Raw genomic sequence first — 16,528 nt, 5'->3', positions numbered from 1 at the left:
GTATTACCGGTTCAATTAATCAGTCTCTTCACCCTAATAGCGAGTTCATTTGGGTTGAATGGTTTAGGCACAAAATCAGAAACCCCCAGGTTGAAGGCTTCCATTACTGTCCCCTCCTCTTCACCCAATGCGCTAAGTACAATAATCGGACACTCTGGATATTTTGCCCTGGCAAATTCTATGATTTCAATCCCACTTTTAAATGGGACCATAATATCGGTGATGATTAGGTCAGGAGTATTTTCTTCCAAGGCTTTTACGCCTTCATTTCCGTCTTCAGCCAAAATCACTTTATGTCCCTCTTTTTTAAGTCTAAACTCCACCATTTTCAAAATTAAGAGGTCATCTTCAATTACTAAAATATCTTTCATGGCTGATGTTAACGTCGTTTAATAGGTAAAAATATACACTTTTCTTAATAATTCTATCTACAAATACCATTCGTATAACATCGATTTTTTGCAGGTTATTTTCAAATAGTGAAAAACATTTTTCACATATATAATTACGCATTTAACCATATTATTTTACCGATAAGAAAATTATGCTATGTCAAAAAATAAATCTTTTGTTAGTTTATGGTTTGATTTAATACTTTATCTACCCATAATTTTATGATTAAAAGACAGAACACCTTAAAGCTTTTAATGGTGTGGATTTGTTTACTGCTTGGACAATCTGTTTATTCCCAAAGTGATTATACCGGGAAAAGACGAGTCACAGGAACCTATGCCATCACCAACGCTACCATTATCACCTCCCCCGGCAAAACCATTGACCATGGTACCATAATTATCAAAGATGGGCTTTTTGAAAAAATAGGGACAAATGCTAAAATTCCAGTTGATGCACAAATAATTCCCGGAGATTCCTTGATGATATATCCAGGATTCATTGATGCATTGGGTGAGCAGGGTGTCTCCGCTCCCGAAGAGGCCCAAAAGCCTGAAGGCATGGATCCATCTAATCCTCCCAATGATGTGGCAGGTATCACGCCTGAACTTCAAGTGTTGGATTACTGGGATGTCAATGACCATAATGTCCAAGAATGGAGAAAAAATGGTTTTACCATTTCACAGATCGCTCCCAAAGGTCTGATGCTGCCGGGGAAAACCGCATTGGTAGTTTTTGGCCATGAAAAATCATCTAATTATCTGTTATCAGAGACCGGCTTGTTTGCACAGTTCAAAACGCCTAGGGGATTATACCCCGGCACCACGCTAGGATTGATGGCAAAATGGAGGGAATTGTATAAAAACGCCAAGCTTAGACAAGAACATGGCAAGATGTTTACCACCGAAGGTAATGGGTTGGCCAGACCCCAAAATGATCCAAGTTTGGAGGCCTTTTATCCAGTGATTAATCAAGAAATCCCTGTGATTTTCAAAACCAAAAATGAATTGGAGATCCGTAGGGCATTAAGGCTGCAAAATGAGTTAGGTTTTGAGTTGGTATTGGCAGGAATAGAAGAAGGAAGCAATTTGACAGATGAGATAAAAGCTGCCAATGCCGCTGTAATTCTTTCACTTGACCTTCCAGATCCAAAAGCTTCAAAGGCAGCATTAGAAGAAGCTACTGCGGAAGCTAAGAAATCCCAGGAACGCGTGGTAGCGGCCTATAATGAAGTACTTATGCAGGCTGCCAATTTTGAAAAGGCGGGAATTACTTTTGCATTTAGTACGCAGGATGCCAAATCAGCAGATTTTATGAAAAACCTTAATTTAATGATTTCTAATGGATTAAGTGAGGAAGCAGCTCTTGCCGCTTTGACCATTAATGCTGCTGAATTATTGGGCATTAGTCGCTATGCAGGCAGTATCGCTGAGGGTAACTTGGCCAATTTGGTCATCACCACTGACAAGCTGGGCCTTGAGGAAACTAAAATAAAATATGTTTTTGCGGATGGGTATTTATTTGAATATGAGGAAGATCATTCAAAGATAAACATGGCCAAAGCCAAAGCGCTGGTGGGGACCTGGAATTATGAATCCAAGACACCTGGAGGAACTTCAAAAGGAAACATAAAATTTGAAATAAGTGATAAAGAATTACAAGGAGAAATCTTGGTAGATGATCCTGAAGGTAGTGGACAGGTTAGTCGGAAGTTAAAAGACATCCATTTTGATGGTAAAGAACTCTCTTTTACCTTCTCTATTATGGTTAGGGAAGAAAAGCTTATTGTCCATACGAAAGGAATAGTGAAGGAGAATGAGTTTGAGGGGGATTTCAGTATTAAGGACAAAGGAAAATATTCCATAACTGCCAGTAAGGTTCCAGAATTAGAATTTTAATGATGAGATCAATGATGAAATTTAGATATATACTCTTATTTGGATTGCTTTTAGTGGCTCATGGGCTTTCTGCCCAAAGTCCCAAGGGCAGTGTATTGATAAAGAATGCTACGGTGCTTACGGTAACGCAAGGAACCCTTGAAAATACTGATGTATTGGTTGAGGATGGATTGATCAAGAAAATTGGGCAGGGCCTTTCTGTGCCAAAAGGCGTAGAAAGCATAGATGCTTCGGGTAAATTTCTGATGCCAGGAATCATTGATGCCCATTCCCATTTGGCCTTGGATGTGGTCAATGAAGCCACCGCCCCGATTACTGCACAAGTATCCATGGCAGACGTGGTCAATCCATTTGATGTGGGAATTTACCGTGCGCTGGCCGGAGGGACGACCATTGCACATGGATTACATGGTTCTGCCAATGCCATTGGCGGGCAAAGTATAACCATGAAGTACAGGTATGGCACGAGTGATCCTGAAGGTCTTTTTATGAAGGAAGCACCAAGGACCATAAAGTTTGCTTTGGGAGAAAATCCAACCAGGGTTCATGGACGCGGTAAAAACCTCCAGCCAAGAACCAGGATGGGAGTAGAAGCTGTCATTAGAAATGGATTTGAAGAAGCTATTCAGTACAAAAAGAAATGGGAGACCTATAATGCCGCAAAGGATAAGAAGAACAGCACTGTCACGCCTCCTGAATATAACTTGAAACTGGAAACACTATCTGATATTTTAGATGGTGAAATCATTATTCACTGTCATTCGTATCGGGCAGATGAAATTTATATGTTGATCAATGTTTGTAGGGATTTTGGTGTGGATAAATTGGTATTTACCCATGTGAACGAGGGATTTAAAGTAGCCCCTGAACTCGCCAAATATACAATGGGAGCTTCTGTGTTCAGTGATTGGTGGGCTTATAAGTTTGAGGTGTATTATTCTACAGCTTACAATGCTGCCATCTTAATGGAAAATGATGTGATTACTTCCATCAATTCAGATTCCAATGAATTAATTCGTCACCTTTACCATGAAGCTGCCAAGACCCAAAGGTATGGTGGTCTTAGCGATGAACAGGCATTGTCATTGATTACCATCAATCCTGCCAAGCAATTGGGTATAGATCAATACGTGGGTTCTATCGAAGAAGGAAAACAAGCCGACCTAGTAATCTTTGACCAACATCCCCTTTCTGTCTATGCCAAACCTCAGATGACTTTTGTGGATGGGATTAAATACTTTGACATCAATGAAGATGTGGATGACCAAAGATTAAAGGTTAGTCCAACGCAAATGGTGGAGCCGGTTTACCTTCAAGCGGAGGATGAGCGTTGCATGCATGGTGTGGAATTGTTCACTGAAGAAGCAGCCAATTTTACGCACACCCATTAATATATAATTCATTGATAAATAGATGAATAGATACAATATGAGAAAGAATAGTTTAATTATATATATCGTGCTTTTATTACTTCTTCCTGTGTTGTCCTATGGGCAAATAGAAGGAGAGGTTTTAAAACCTGAAGGAGGCAGTTTTTTGCTAAAAGGAGCTACTGTGGTGACCGTTACCGATGGCGTGCTGGAGAATACGGATGTACTGATTTCCGCTGGTAAAATTCAGGAAATAGGTAAAAATATAAGCGCCCCTTCTGCTACTGAATTGGATTGTCAGGGGCAGTTTATTTATCCGGGCATGATTGATTCAGGTACCCGCATGGGATTGGTGGAAGTTGGTTCTCTTGCCGAAACACAGGACTATGCAGAGATCGGTAATGTAACGCCCAATATGCAGGCCCTTACTGCGGTCAATCCTAATTCGGTCGTGATTCCTGTCACAAGGGTTTCAGGGGTAACCACTACCCTATCTGTTCCAGCTGGGGGGCTTTTTCCAGGTACTTCAGCTTTGATCAATTTAAATGGTTACACGCCTGATCAAATGTATGCCGGCTTTAAAGGTGTTCCCATGAATTTCCCCACTTTGGCTCGCAGAGGTCACTGGGATAAGCGAAGCGATGAAGATATAGAAAAGGATGCCCAGAAAGCCTTGAAAGATATCAATGATATTTGGGAGCGAGCGAGTACTTATATGAAATTGGAGGATGCTGATGCGGATTTGACCTATTATCCTGAAATGGAGCAGCTGGCCAAGGTAGTGAGAGGAGAATTGGCCTTGATGATTGAAGTCAATAGGGCTGAAGATATCTTAAGTGCCATCAAGTGGATTAAAGAAAAGAAAGTCAAAAAAGCCATTTTGACCGGTGTAGCGGAAGGCTATCGTGTGGCAGCTGAAATAGCCGATGCTGGATTTCCCGTGATTACTGGCCCTGTTTTGGCCATTCCTTCCAGAGACTCAGACCGCTATGATGCTGCTTATTCCAATGCCGGTAAAATGCAAAAGGCTGGAGTCAAGGTAGCCTTAAGAACCAATGAGGCAGAGAATGTAAGGAATCTCCCCTTCAATGCTGGCTTTGCAGCTGCTTATGGCATGGGCAAGGAAGAAGCACTCAAAGCAGTAACCATAGTGCCCGCAGAGATATTTGGTGTGGATGATCGATTGGGTTCCATAGAAGAAGGTAAAAGCGCCACCCTATTTATCGCTGATGGGGATCCATTTGAAACCAAAACCCAAATTAAGCATGTCTTTATAGATGGATATAAGATTCCAATGACCAGCAGACATATCAGGTTGTATCAGGAATTTTTGGAAAGAAATCCTGGTTTGGAAAAATAATTAACAAAACCCCGGTGAACTTTCCCGGGGTTTTGTTTTATTTAAATATAGAATCAAGCAATTACGGAATATGAATTACTTTAAGGAGAACAATATATTTTCTGGTCTCATCGCTTTGCTATTATTATGGGCATGTCAGCCAGAATCCAACAAGGATTTGTCCCCGATCATTGATCAAGTTCAATCTGAATTTGCTCCTGATAAGCGTGTGGCATTGTTTAATCTAACTTATGAAGGAGATACACTGAAGGGAGAGACTAATTTGCCTAATGCTCTGGAAACACTTGAATCCAAATTGGACAGTATGGGGCTTGAATATATAAATGAGGTGAAATTATTGCCTGATGCAGACTTGGAAGGGAAAACTCATGGGGTGGTGACCATTTCTGTAGCTAATATTAGAAGTGCTCCCAAGCATTCAGCCGAATTGGCTACACAAGCGACCATGGGCACGCCCTTAGGCGTCCTTAAGAAAGCCGGCTCTTGGTATTTGGTCCAAACTCCTGATAAGTATATTTCATGGGTAGACGCTGCTGGGATTGCATTGATGGACGAGAAGGAGTTTCAGGCATGGGAGGATGCAGAAAAAGTAATTTTTACAGGTTTGCTAGGCTATGTATATGAAGATAAATCTGAAAAAATGATGGTCAGTGACCTTACAGCAGGAAACGTTTTGGAAGTCCTTTCCAGTAGTAAAGAGCACTATGAAGTTGCCTTGCCAGATGGTAGAACCGGATATTTAAATAAAGCGCATGCAGTGGCTTTTGAAAACTGGTTAAGTACAAGGGAATTGAGTGATGAAAACTTGATCAATACAGCTAAAAATATGATGGGAGTCCCCTATTTATGGGGAGGAACTTCCATTAAGGGGGTGGATTGCAGTGGTTTTACCAAAACCATTTATTACCTCAACGGACAAGTAATCCCAAGAGATGCTTCTCAACAAGTACATGAAGGTGAGCTGGTGGATACGGATAAAAACTGGGATAATTTGAGTGTGGGAGATTTATTGTTTTTTGGCAGGAAAGCTACGGAGGATAGTCCAGAACGCATTGTGCATGTGGGTATGTGGATTGGTAATAATTCCTTTATTCATTCCAGGGGAAGGGTAAGGATAAGTAGCTTTGATCCAGAAAGTCCAAATTATGATGAATATGAATTGGGAAGGTACCTTAGAACCAAAAGGATCAGACGGGTTCCAAGTGAAAATATTATGGCTGTTGATCAGGTAATCAACTGATAATGAGATAATATTTTTCTAAGGTTCAGCGTTATAAAGTCAGAGTCAGAAACAGAAAAATGTTGCTTATCTTATCTGGATGATCCGTCCAGATAAATTTTAGCCCTTTTCCAAATCAATGGAAAAGGGCTTTTTTATAAAATCATTAGTACATTTGAAAATCTCGCAATTAAGATAATCTGTATTTATCCTTTTTATCTTTGGTTAATCTTTTCTAGAAGTTGATGCATGCTAATCCTTCTGGTGCTTTCCTTTTTTACTTCCTTGGTAAAGTTCATATTTTAATAAGCGACAATCAATGGTGCCATTGAAGAATTCTATCTTCCTGCTCGGCTTAAGACCTACCCTTTTACCCAAATTCATATTCCCAGTAAAAATATAGCCTGTATATCCTGAGCATTCTTGCTTCATGAAATCTCCCATTCGTTTATAAATTGCCACCAATTCCTCTTCTTCACCCAATCGTTCTCCATATTCTGGGTTAAAGAAAATCACACCATGGTCACTTTCCGGGACGGTAGTTTCTGCAAAGTCCCCCACTTCAAATTGGATATGATCAAAAACCTGTGCGGTTTTCGCATTTTCCTCTGAAGCATAAATGGCCCTTTCACTTAAATCGGAGGCAATGATTTTAGTGCTGATATTATCATTGATCTTCTCCTCTAATTCAAATTTCAGTTTTTGGTAAACGTCATCCTCGTAGCCTTTGATATGCATAAAAGCATAATGGTCCCTGAAAAGTCCCGGATACCTGTTGGTAGCTATCAGAGCCGCTTCAATAGCCAAGGTGCCAGAACCACACATAGGATTGACAAATGGTCCTTTCCTATCCCAGTCACTTGCCAAAATCGTGCTGGCAGCCAGGTTCTCGGCCATAGGAGCCTTGCCAGGAATTTTTCTATATCCCCTTTTGGAAAGTGTCTCCCCAGAAGTATTGATAAATAAGGATGCTTGGGTGTCTTTCCAGAATAGCTGGATTACAGCTCCTTCAAATTCAGAACCAGTATCAGGTCTTACACCAGTGTTTTCCCTAAAACGGTCTACAATAGCATCTTTGATTTTTACATTGACAAAAAGTGGATTGTTGACACTTTCGTTTTCAACGTGCGAGACCACAGAAAAATAAGTGTTATTGTCAATATAGTTTTCCCAAGGCAAGGCTTTTATCCTTCTGTAAATATCCTTGGCGTGGTGAAGGTAAAAAGATTTAATTTCAAATAGCACATGGCTGGCCACCCTGAGATGCATATTCAAAAATATACATTGGTTCAAGCTGGCATAAAGTTCCACACTGGTCCTGCCAACATTTTTTGGCTTAAAACCTAAATCCTTTAGCTCCTGCTCCAAATAGGGTGCAAAGCGATCTTTACAGGTGACCACCACCTTACCTTTATGATCAAAATTATTCATGCCTGCAAAAGTACGTTATTTAAGTGATTTATAAATTGGCTTGCCAGCTAAAAGGAAGAAGTAGTCTCAAAATTCGTTATTATTTGTTTTTTCAACCTAAAAGAAATCACTTTGTTGTATTTTTTATTGATATCGTCAAGACAGCCTGATCCAATAATTCATATTAACAGCTTACAATATTTTAAGCTGAAACTCTTTTGATTAGAAAATATTGTCACTCTGAGCATAGCGAAGAGTCTCTTGTATGGCATAATATAGATAATATATTTTACCGTAAGAGAGCCTTTCCCCAAGTAATCGGGACAGGCTCTGTCGTCAGGATGACAGGCTGTTTAGCTTATGAGGAAGCTCCTTTTGGTTATTATATGGGCGTTATTTAGGCTTTACCTCATTGATCCATTTGGTCAATGTATTGTATCCGATATGGTGTTCCTCAGCAAATTCCTCTGCATTGGCATTTTCATCCACCATGGCATAATCCATCCATTTGTCCATTAGTTCTTCCTTATTATAGACTTTTGGAGGGATAGATTCGGGTAAGTGCCTGCCGTTTTCATTGAGCAAGTCCAGCAATTCCTGCAAATCATTTCTGACTTCTTCTCTGCTTAAGTCCAGTCCTTTTTCTTTCAATTTTTCCACTGCCTTGGTTTTTACCTTTATGGGCTTCACATTGATGCCTTTTTTGGCTGCAGCTTCCAAGTCTATTTCTTTACCTTTTTCATCAAGGTAGATAAAGCTTTCTTTGTGTTCCTTGATGGTTTTTATCGCTTCCCTTATCTGTCGTAACATGTTGAATGGTTTGATTTTTAGGTTTATTAATTTTAAATAATTTCACCCAGCTCGAAGCTTGGGAAAGTTAACCTCTCAAAAGGTCTTTTATTATACGTATTTTAGACTTTCATGTATATCATAGACAACTGAATCTTTGAATCGTTTTCGATTTTAATGATTCATTTGATAATGTTAGTCTATTAATGGTTTTAATAATCATTATCTTTGTAGCTGTATTGGAACTAAAGAGATATAATTTAGTTTTATTACAAGGCAAATGTCAATGAAGATATTTGTCATTTCTCATTACGTCACCTCATGGGCCTTGACCCCATGAAAATGTAAAAGTCATGAATGAAAGAAAAAGGGTTGTAGTAGGCCTTTCTGGTGGAGTGGATAGCTCTGTTACCGCCTATTTATTACAACAAGCAGGTTATGAAGTCATCGGCATGTTTATGAAAAACTGGCACGATGAATCTGTTACCATATCCAATGAATGTCCATGGATGGAGGATAGTACCGATGCCATGCTGGTGGCAGAAAAACTGGGTATCCCCTTTCAGGCCATAGACCTCAGCGAAGAATACAGGGAGCGTATAGTGGATTATATGTTTTCTGAGTACAAGGCAGGTAGGACGCCCAATCCAGATGTGCTTTGTAATAGGGAAATTAAATTTGATATTTTCTTAAAAGCTGCCGAAAAACTAAAAGCCGATTTTGTGGCTACGGGACATTATTGTCAAAAGGGACAGGTTGAAGTAGATGGAAAAACAGTTTACCAGCTTTTGGCAGGTGCTGATAATAATAAAGACCAGAGTTATTTCCTTTGCCAGTTAAATCAGGAGCAACTGTCCAAGGCCCTCTTCCCTATTGGGCATTTGCAAAAATCAGAGGTAAGGAAAATTGCCAAGGAACAGGAATTGGTTACAGCCGATAAGAAAGATAGCCAAGGGCTTTGCTTTATTGGAAAGGTAAGGTTGCCTGAGTTCTTACAGCAGCAATTAAAGCCTAAAAAGGGTGATATATTGATTGTCCCTGATGACTTGCCAATCTATAAAAATCAACAAATTCCGGCTGGAATAGCCCTTGAGGATGTGGAGCAAGAGACATTGGATCAAATATGTTTGCCATTACATTATACTGCAGATCAGGGAAAGAAAGTGGCAGAGCATAATGGCGCCCATTATTTTACCGTGGGGCAAAGGAAAGGGCTTAACGTGGGCGGAACGGGAAAACCATTATTTGTCATCCAAACAGATACAAAGGAGAACATTATCTATACGGGCTTGGGTGAAGGGCATCCCGGATTGATGAGACATGGTCTTTATGTTCCTAAGGAAGATGTACATTGGATCCGTGAAGATTTGAGATTAAATCCTGGAGAAAGTAAACGTTATTTGGCCAGGATCAGGTACAGACAGCCACTGAGCATGGCCACCTTGATCATGAAGGCAAATGGGCTTTACGTGCTTTTTGACCAAGCTCAAAAGGGAATTGCCTCAGGACAATTTGTAGCCTGGTATGATGGTAAGGAAAGTATTGGTTCTGGAGTCATTGCATAAAAATTTATCCTCAGCAAGAGGAAAAACTGGAACCGTAAAGGCATGAAAGTTTTGAAGTTTGGAGTATTAGACAAAAATTGCCAACCCTTAATAACCCTTAATTCTTTAATGGTTGAAAAAACTAAACCATGAAGGCATGAAGGTATGAAGATCATGAAGTTAGAGTGTTCCACAAAAGAGCATCCCATAGCTTAAAAGCCCAAAAACGGGAACCATGAAGAATATGATGGAAATACTATTTTTTATGCTTCTTCAAAAGTCAATTTATGTATAAATACCAATTATTTTCCTTGTTTTTATCTATATTGAGCCAAACAATTAACTTTAATATTTATGAAAGCAAGTATGATCAGCAAGCTTAGTATTTTTACCATTTTAAGCTTTTTACTTTGTATCAGCCTTTATGCACAAGAAGCCCAAAAGCCCAGTCCAGCGGCAAGCGCAAAAGGAGAAATCAATGGTGCGGATATTACCATTAATTATCACAGTCCCGGGGTTAAGGGAAGAGTGATTTGGGGAGACTTGGTACCATTTGGTAAAGTTTGGAGAGCAGGTGCGAATGATGCGACCACCTTTGAAACCAGCAAGGATATTAAGGTAGAAGGTAAAACTTTGCCTGCGGGAAAATATAGTTTCTTTATTATCCCGGGGGAAGAGGAATCTGTATTTATCTTCAATTCAGTTGCCAAGCAATGGGGAGCGTATGATTATGATGCCTCCAAGGACGTTTTGAGAGTCAATATTCCATCTGAGCAAACTTCTACTATGGAAGAAAGATTGGTATATGAAGTAGTCGATGATGGTTTTGAAGTTAGATGGGAATATGGTAAAGGAAAAGTGAATATTCAATAACCCTGATCAGATAAGAACCCATTTTGAATGAAAGCCACCTCTGAAATTAGGGGTGGCTTTTACTTTTATAATAGCGCCAATTTTGTCTTGAATTCTATGACTCCTACCCTTACCTTTGGAGCAAAAATCACAGCACTTTGGTATTTGATCCTTTGAATATAGACCTGCCTGTTGTGGATATTATCCCACAGGTCAGAAAGCAATTAGCAGAAAATTCCTCTTTGATCCTTCATGCTCCCCCTGGTGCTGGTAAAAGTACCTTAATTCCTTTGGCCTTGATGGATGAAGCATGGCTAAAGGGAAAGAAAATCCTAATGTTGGAGCCCCGCAGGCTTGCAGCCAAATCTATTGCTATGCGGATGGCGGATCTTTTGGGAGAAAAAGTTGGTCAAAGTATAGGTTATAGGATACGTTTTGAAAGCAAGGCTACCGAGCAAACTCAAGTGGAAGTGCTTACAGAAGGTATTATGACCAGAATGATCCATCATGATAATGCCCTGGAAAATGTGGGCTTGGTAATTTTTGATGAATTTCATGAAAGGAATATTCATGCCGACGTAGCCATGGCACTTTGCCGGGAAGTGCAACAAGTCCTCAGGCCAGATCTTAGGATCATGGTCATGTCAGCTACCTTGGATATGCCACAGTTGTCCGATTTACTCCAAGCCCCCATAGCCGAAAGTCTGGGCAAGCAGTATCCTGTTAAGGTTATTCATACACAGGATGCTGATGAATGGACGCTTCCTGAATTTATGAGCCAGACAATAGCCAAAGCTTCCAAAGAGAACGAAGGTGATATTTTGGCTTTTCTGCCCGGGCAGAGGGAGATAAAAAAAACAGCAGAAATTCTCCATAGGCAATTGCCAGATTTTGCCATTTGTCCCCTGTATGGACAATTATCACCTCAGAAGCAGCAACAAGCCATATTGCCCCATCCAAATGGGAAACGAAAGGTTGTATTGGCCACTTCAATAGCCGAGACCAGTTTGACCATAGAAGGGATCACGGTGGTGGTGGATTCAGGCTTTGGACGTACATCAAAATTTGATCCTAAATCAGGCTTATCCAGATTGGAAACGGTAAAGATATCCAAGGATGCTGCCGCCCAAAGAGCTGGTCGAGCAGGTCGATTGGCTCCAGGAACCTGTTATAGGCTATGGACCAAAGCTACGGAGGATAGAATGGCTGCATTTAGGACTCCTGAAATCATGGAAACGGACCTGGCTTCCCTATGCCTTGACTTGGTACAATGGGGAATCAAGGATATTCCCAATATGACTTGGCTGACGCCCCCTCCTGCTGGGGCATTGGCTCAAGCTCAGGACTTATTGGAACAATTGGGGGCCATTGAGGACAATAAACTGACTAAGCATGGCGAGCAGCTCAGAGAACTGCCCTGTCATCCCCGTTTGGCCCATATGCTTTTGATGGCCCGAGAGGAGGACAATTTGGCCTTAGCAACAGATATTGCAGCTATTCTGGAAGAGAAAGATCCTTTAGCCAAAGAAGCTGGTACGGATTTGAATTTAAGGATTGAAAAACTGCGTACGCACCGATCTGTCAATAAGCAAGGACGGGGATTTGACCGGATAGCAAAAGTAGCGGCCAACTACAGGAGATTATTTGATTTAGGAGAAGACAATAGTCCTTTTGATCCTTTTGAATCCGGTTTGATCCTTACCTATGCTTATCCAGAGCGAATTGCCCATGCGCGGCCTGGCAACAATGCCCAGTTTAAAATGACCAATGGTAAGCTGGCCATGATGCACCATAAGGATGAATTGGCACATGAGGCTTGGCTTAGTGTTGCCCATGTGGATGCCCGTGATGGAATGGGTAAGATCTTTATGGCAGCCCCGTTGAATCCAAAGGACCTGGCATATATGGTCAAGGAAAAGGAAGTCGTGGCTTGGGACAGTAGAAAGGGAGAACTGATCGCAGAAAGACAATGGCGTATTGGGCATATTGTATTGCAGTCGAAGCCATTGGATGATGTTGATCCAGAATTGGCCAATGAAGCCCTTTATAAGGCCATCCAGTCTGAGGGAGAGCGATTATTAAATTTTGATGAAAAAGTGTTAGCATGGCAAAACCGGGTAAACAGTCTCCGAATATGGAATCCAGAAGAGGAATGGCCTGATGTCAGTACAAAAGTATTGGTAAATGATCCTAAATGGTTAATGCCTTACCTTATTGATATGGACAGTGCAGAAGAGCTGAAAAAACTGGATTTAAAGGAAATTCTTCAACATAGTCTGTCCTTTGAAAAGCAGCAATTATTGGACAGTCTGGCACCGGAAAGATTGGAAGTACCTAGTGGATCAAATATTAAAATCAGCTATCAAAAGGGTGGTGAAAGCCCGATTTTGGCGGTTAGGCTACAAGAAGTATTTGGTATGCTCGATACCCCGAAGGTCAACAAAGGGAGTGTTGGGGTATTGATGCACTTGCTATCCCCGGGGTTTAAGCCTGTACAAGTAACAGCGGATCTTAGGAGTTTCTGGGAAAGTACTTATTTCGAAGTTAAAAAGGAATTAAAAAGACGTTACCCCAAGCATTATTGGCCGGAAAATCCTATGGATGCTGAAGCTGTAAGAGGCGTAAAAAGGAAGTAATTATGTGTTATGATTTCCTTTTGGGTCCATAAGCTCACAAGGGAATCATATAAATTAGGGAAATTTAAAATAATGCTTGTACAATTAGCTATCCTGCGCTTTTTTATTGACCTTTGGTTAATTATAAGCAAGCACATTTCCCGAAGTTTTCCTTAAAGACTATTTCCAAATGTAATTTCTAGTTGAATGCTAATGCATTGTGCTATCTAGTAAAAGATATTTTGTAGAAGTTTTTAACTGAAGCTGGGTGGCTTGTATTTGAGAACCAAACAAAATATATGGCAAGATCGAATAATAGCTTTATCAAAAAGCAGAAGGCAGACAAAAAAGCAAAGAAGAAAAGAGAAAAATTGGAAAACCGCTTGGAAAGAAAGCAACAGGAAACCAGCGGTAAACTGGAAGATATGATTGCTTATGTGGACGAATTTGGAAATATCTCGGACACACCGCCTGAGCCGCCTACTGAGAAAGATGATAAAAAGAAGCCAAGTTCGGATGAAAGAAGAAGAGCAGAGGGGCATCAAAGCAGGAGACCCTATAATCCAGATCGGAGAAGGTCTGATAATGATGATAGAGATAAATAATTGATTAATTAAGCCATTACCAGAGTCTTGGAATGGCTTTTGTTTTATTAATGGAGTTAGTTTGCTTGAATTTTCATGTTTCAATTATCCACAGATTCAGACATATAAACAAAGATTTTTGTGGATATCCATTTCAGCTCTGGCCCTTGTTAAGACCTTAAGAGTTTTTTTAATCCTCAAGCACTTTTTAAATAGTCTTATCAAATAAACTGGACAATATTAATATGGAAGGTATTTAGCTTTATGGTCTAAAAAACTGGGAGTTGTCCAATAGCCATTTTAAAGCTTTTAGAAGAATTTAGCCTACCTAAATGATTGAAATAAGGAACTAAGCTTGAAAATGCTTAGTTTTAGCTAATAATTATGAATAGAATGAAACACATATTAGGCATATTTATATTAATGATTTGTGCTACTGGTCTTTATGCCCAGGAAAAGGCTGAAATCAAGTGGTACAGTTTTGAAGAGGCTACAGCCCTTAATCAAGAAGAACCCAAAATGTTAATTGTGGACGTTTACACAGACTGGTGTGGTTGGTGTAAAAAAATGGACAAGGAGACCTTTACCGATGCAAAAGTGATTGAATATATCAATGCCAATTTTTATGCGGTGAAACTGAATGCAGAAAACAATAAGAAAACCTTTCAGTTTAGAGGCAATGAATACACCGAAGAAAGTATGGCCAGGTCCATGCGGGTCAGCTCCTACCCTAACTTTGTGATCATTGATGCTGCCATGGAAAACATCACCCAGTTGCCTGGATATAGGGAACCAACTGCTTTCCTGAGGGACTTGGGAAGTACCATTGAGCGATTTACAGGAAGTAATTAGTATTGACTGGAGTAGTGAGTCTTGAGTTTAAATTCTCAATACTCCCTACTCAATTCTCAATACTCCCTACTCAATACTCAAGACTACATACTCAATACTCAAGACTACATACTCAAGACTATAATTAATATCAGGTGCCGAATTACAATCATCTAAAGCTCGTCTTGTATCTTGCAATAAATTCTAGCATATAAATTTCAAAAAATGGCTTTTTCAATCAGCGAAAAAGAAGATACTATTATCGCTCTTGCGACCCCACAGGGAGTAGGCGCTATCGCGGTGATCAGATTGTCGGGTAAGGATGCCATCAAGCTATGCAATGAGGTGTTTTCGGGCAAGGACCTAGAAAAACAAGAATCACATACCATTCATTATGGCACGATTAGGGATGGAGAAAAGATCATTGATGAGGTACTTGTTTCATTGTTTGTGGCCCCCAAATCCTTTACCAAGGAAAATGTAGTGGAGATTTCTACACATGGCTCCTCCTATATCATCAATCAAGTTATCAAGCTGTTTATCAAAAAAGGAGCACGGCCTGCCAAGCCCGGAGAGTTTACGCAGCGGGCTTTCCTCAATGGACAGTTTGATTTAGCCCAGGCAGAAGCTGTTGCTGATTTGATCCATTCCGATTCTGAAGCTTCGCACCAGGCAGCTTTGCATCAAATGCGTGGTGGTTTCAGCGGGGAAATCAAGGAATTAAGGGATAAGCTGATCCATTTTGCTTCTATGATTGAGTTGGAACTGGATTTCTCTGAAGAAGATGTGGAATTTGCCAGCCGCTCTGATTTACAGGATTTGGTGGAGAAGTTATTAAGGGTGGTAGAACACCTGATTGCTAGTTTTGATCTTGGCAATGTGATTAAAAATGGTGTTCCAACGGTGATTGCCGGTAAGCCCAATGCCGGGAAGTCTACACTACTCAATGCACTATTGAATGAGGAAAAAGCCATTGTTTCTGATATTGCCGGAACTACAAGGGATTTTATCGAAGACGAAATTAATATTGGTGGGGTGATTTTTCGCTTCATAGATACAGCTGGTTTAAGAGAAACTACTGATACTATTGAGGCCATTGGCGTATCCAGGACCCAGGAGAAAATGAAGACCGCTTCATTAATACTTTATCTCTTTGACCTTTCCGATACTGATATGATAGAGATCAATAGAGATGTCAATAAACTGGAAAATCTGGGTGTGCCTTTTGTTAAAGTAGCGAATAAGATAGACAAGTCCAATAAACAATTTGTCAGCGAGTTAAAGTCAAAATATCCTGATGTGATTTTTATTTCTGCAGGTAAGAAAGAGCACCTGGACGAGTTAAGAGATAAGATCTTGGAATTGGTAAATTTGGATAAGTTTAAAACCGGCAATACGGTAGTGACCAATATCCGTCATTATGATTCATTGGTCAAAACCCGCGAATCTTTATTGGATGTATTGAATGGCATAGACAATGAAATCACCAATGACTTTATGGCCATGGATATCAGAAGGTCCTTACATTTTCTAGGAGAGATTACCGGTGAGATTACCACAGATGATTTGCTGGCTAATATTTTTAGTAAGTTTTGTATCGGTAAATAAATTTACTTTCCTTTATTTTTCAATGCTTTACTTTAGTCTGTAAATCAGTTATTTA

At 40.1% G+C, this 16,528-nt stretch carries 13 protein-coding genes; 10 read left to right on the top strand and 3 right to left on the bottom strand.

Annotated elements, in window-relative coordinates:
• Window positions 1-11: 11 nt before the first annotated feature.
• A complete protein-coding gene (locus tag KZP23_RS17830; protein WP_215225691.1) occupies window positions 12-371 on the bottom strand; it encodes a response regulator transcription factor in 360 nt (119 codons plus the stop codon).
• 243 nt (window positions 372-614) lie between these two features.
• Here KZP23_RS17830 and KZP23_RS17825 point away from each other — a divergent pair, with 243 nt between their 5' ends.
• From KZP23_RS17825 to KZP23_RS17810, 4 genes are all read left to right on the top strand, one after another.
• On the top strand, window positions 615-2,291 hold the full coding sequence (locus KZP23_RS17825; protein WP_226333139.1) for an amidohydrolase family protein: 1,677 nt from the start codon (window positions 615-617) through the stop codon (window positions 2,289-2,291).
• An 11-nt stretch (window positions 2,292-2,302) separates the two neighbouring features.
• Entirely contained in the window at window positions 2,303-3,682 is a 1,380-nt protein-coding gene (locus tag KZP23_RS17820) for an amidohydrolase (RefSeq protein ID WP_394370941.1), read from the top strand.
• A gap of 37 nt (window positions 3,683-3,719) precedes the next feature.
• Complete coding sequence (locus tag KZP23_RS17815; protein ID WP_226333138.1) at window positions 3,720-5,021, top strand: amidohydrolase family protein; 1,302 nt, start codon at window positions 3,720-3,722, stop codon at window positions 5,019-5,021.
• Window positions 5,022-5,091: 70 nt separating this feature from the next.
• The gene (locus KZP23_RS17810; protein WP_226333137.1) at window positions 5,092-6,261 is read left to right on the top strand and encodes a C40 family peptidase; all 1,170 of its coding nucleotides are present in this window, start codon (window positions 5,092-5,094) and stop codon (window positions 6,259-6,261) included.
• A 231-nt stretch (window positions 6,262-6,492) separates the two neighbouring features.
• Here the strand turns inward: KZP23_RS17810 and KZP23_RS17805 are convergent, their stop codons facing one another.
• Together KZP23_RS17805 and KZP23_RS17800 are read right to left on the bottom strand one after the other, a co-directional pair.
• Window positions 6,493-7,671, bottom strand: a complete 1,179-nt coding sequence (locus tag KZP23_RS17805) for a THUMP domain-containing class I SAM-dependent RNA methyltransferase (protein WP_226333136.1) — start codon at window positions 7,669-7,671, stop codon at window positions 6,493-6,495.
• Between the two features lie 372 nt (window positions 7,672-8,043).
• Window positions 8,044-8,460, bottom strand: a complete 417-nt coding sequence (locus KZP23_RS17800) for a hypothetical protein (RefSeq protein WP_226333135.1) — start codon at window positions 8,458-8,460, stop codon at window positions 8,044-8,046.
• A gap of 332 nt (window positions 8,461-8,792) precedes the next feature.
• Here KZP23_RS17800 and mnmA point away from each other — a divergent pair, with 332 nt between their 5' ends.
• The 6 genes from mnmA to mnmE all read left to right on the top strand — a co-directional run bounded on the left by mnmA (window position 8,793) and on the right by mnmE (window position 16,473).
• Window positions 8,793-10,004, top strand: coding sequence for a tRNA 2-thiouridine(34) synthase MnmA (gene mnmA, locus KZP23_RS17795; protein WP_226333134.1), 1,212 nt, complete (start codon window positions 8,793-8,795; stop codon window positions 10,002-10,004).
• A 333-nt stretch (window positions 10,005-10,337) separates the two neighbouring features.
• Entirely contained in the window at window positions 10,338-10,856 is a 519-nt protein-coding gene (locus tag KZP23_RS17790) for a DUF2911 domain-containing protein (RefSeq protein ID WP_226333133.1), read from the top strand.
• Window positions 10,857-10,993: 137 nt separating this feature from the next.
• Window positions 10,994-13,471, top strand: coding sequence for an ATP-dependent helicase HrpB (gene hrpB / locus KZP23_RS17785; protein ID WP_226333132.1), 2,478 nt, complete (start codon window positions 10,994-10,996; stop codon window positions 13,469-13,471).
• A 278-nt stretch (window positions 13,472-13,749) separates the two neighbouring features.
• On the top strand, window positions 13,750-14,055 hold the full coding sequence (locus KZP23_RS17780; RefSeq protein ID WP_226333131.1) for a cold-shock protein: 306 nt from the start codon (window positions 13,750-13,752) through the stop codon (window positions 14,053-14,055).
• 372 nt (window positions 14,056-14,427) lie between these two features.
• The gene (locus tag KZP23_RS17775) at window positions 14,428-14,886 is read left to right on the top strand and encodes a thioredoxin family protein (RefSeq protein ID WP_226333130.1); all 459 of its coding nucleotides are present in this window, start codon (window positions 14,428-14,430) and stop codon (window positions 14,884-14,886) included.
• Window positions 14,887-15,090: 204 nt separating this feature from the next.
• Window positions 15,091-16,473, top strand: coding sequence for a tRNA uridine-5-carboxymethylaminomethyl(34) synthesis GTPase MnmE (gene mnmE, locus KZP23_RS17770; RefSeq protein ID WP_226333129.1), 1,383 nt, complete (start codon window positions 15,091-15,093; stop codon window positions 16,471-16,473).
• Window positions 16,474-16,528: the final 55 nt, after the last annotated feature.

The sequence above is a fragment of the Echinicola marina genome, assembly GCF_020463795.1.
Lineage (GTDB): Bacteria > Bacteroidota > Bacteroidia > Cytophagales > Cyclobacteriaceae > Echinicola > Echinicola marina.
Note: the sequence above shows the minus strand (reverse complement) of the source record. Positions and strands in the feature narration are given on the sequence as shown.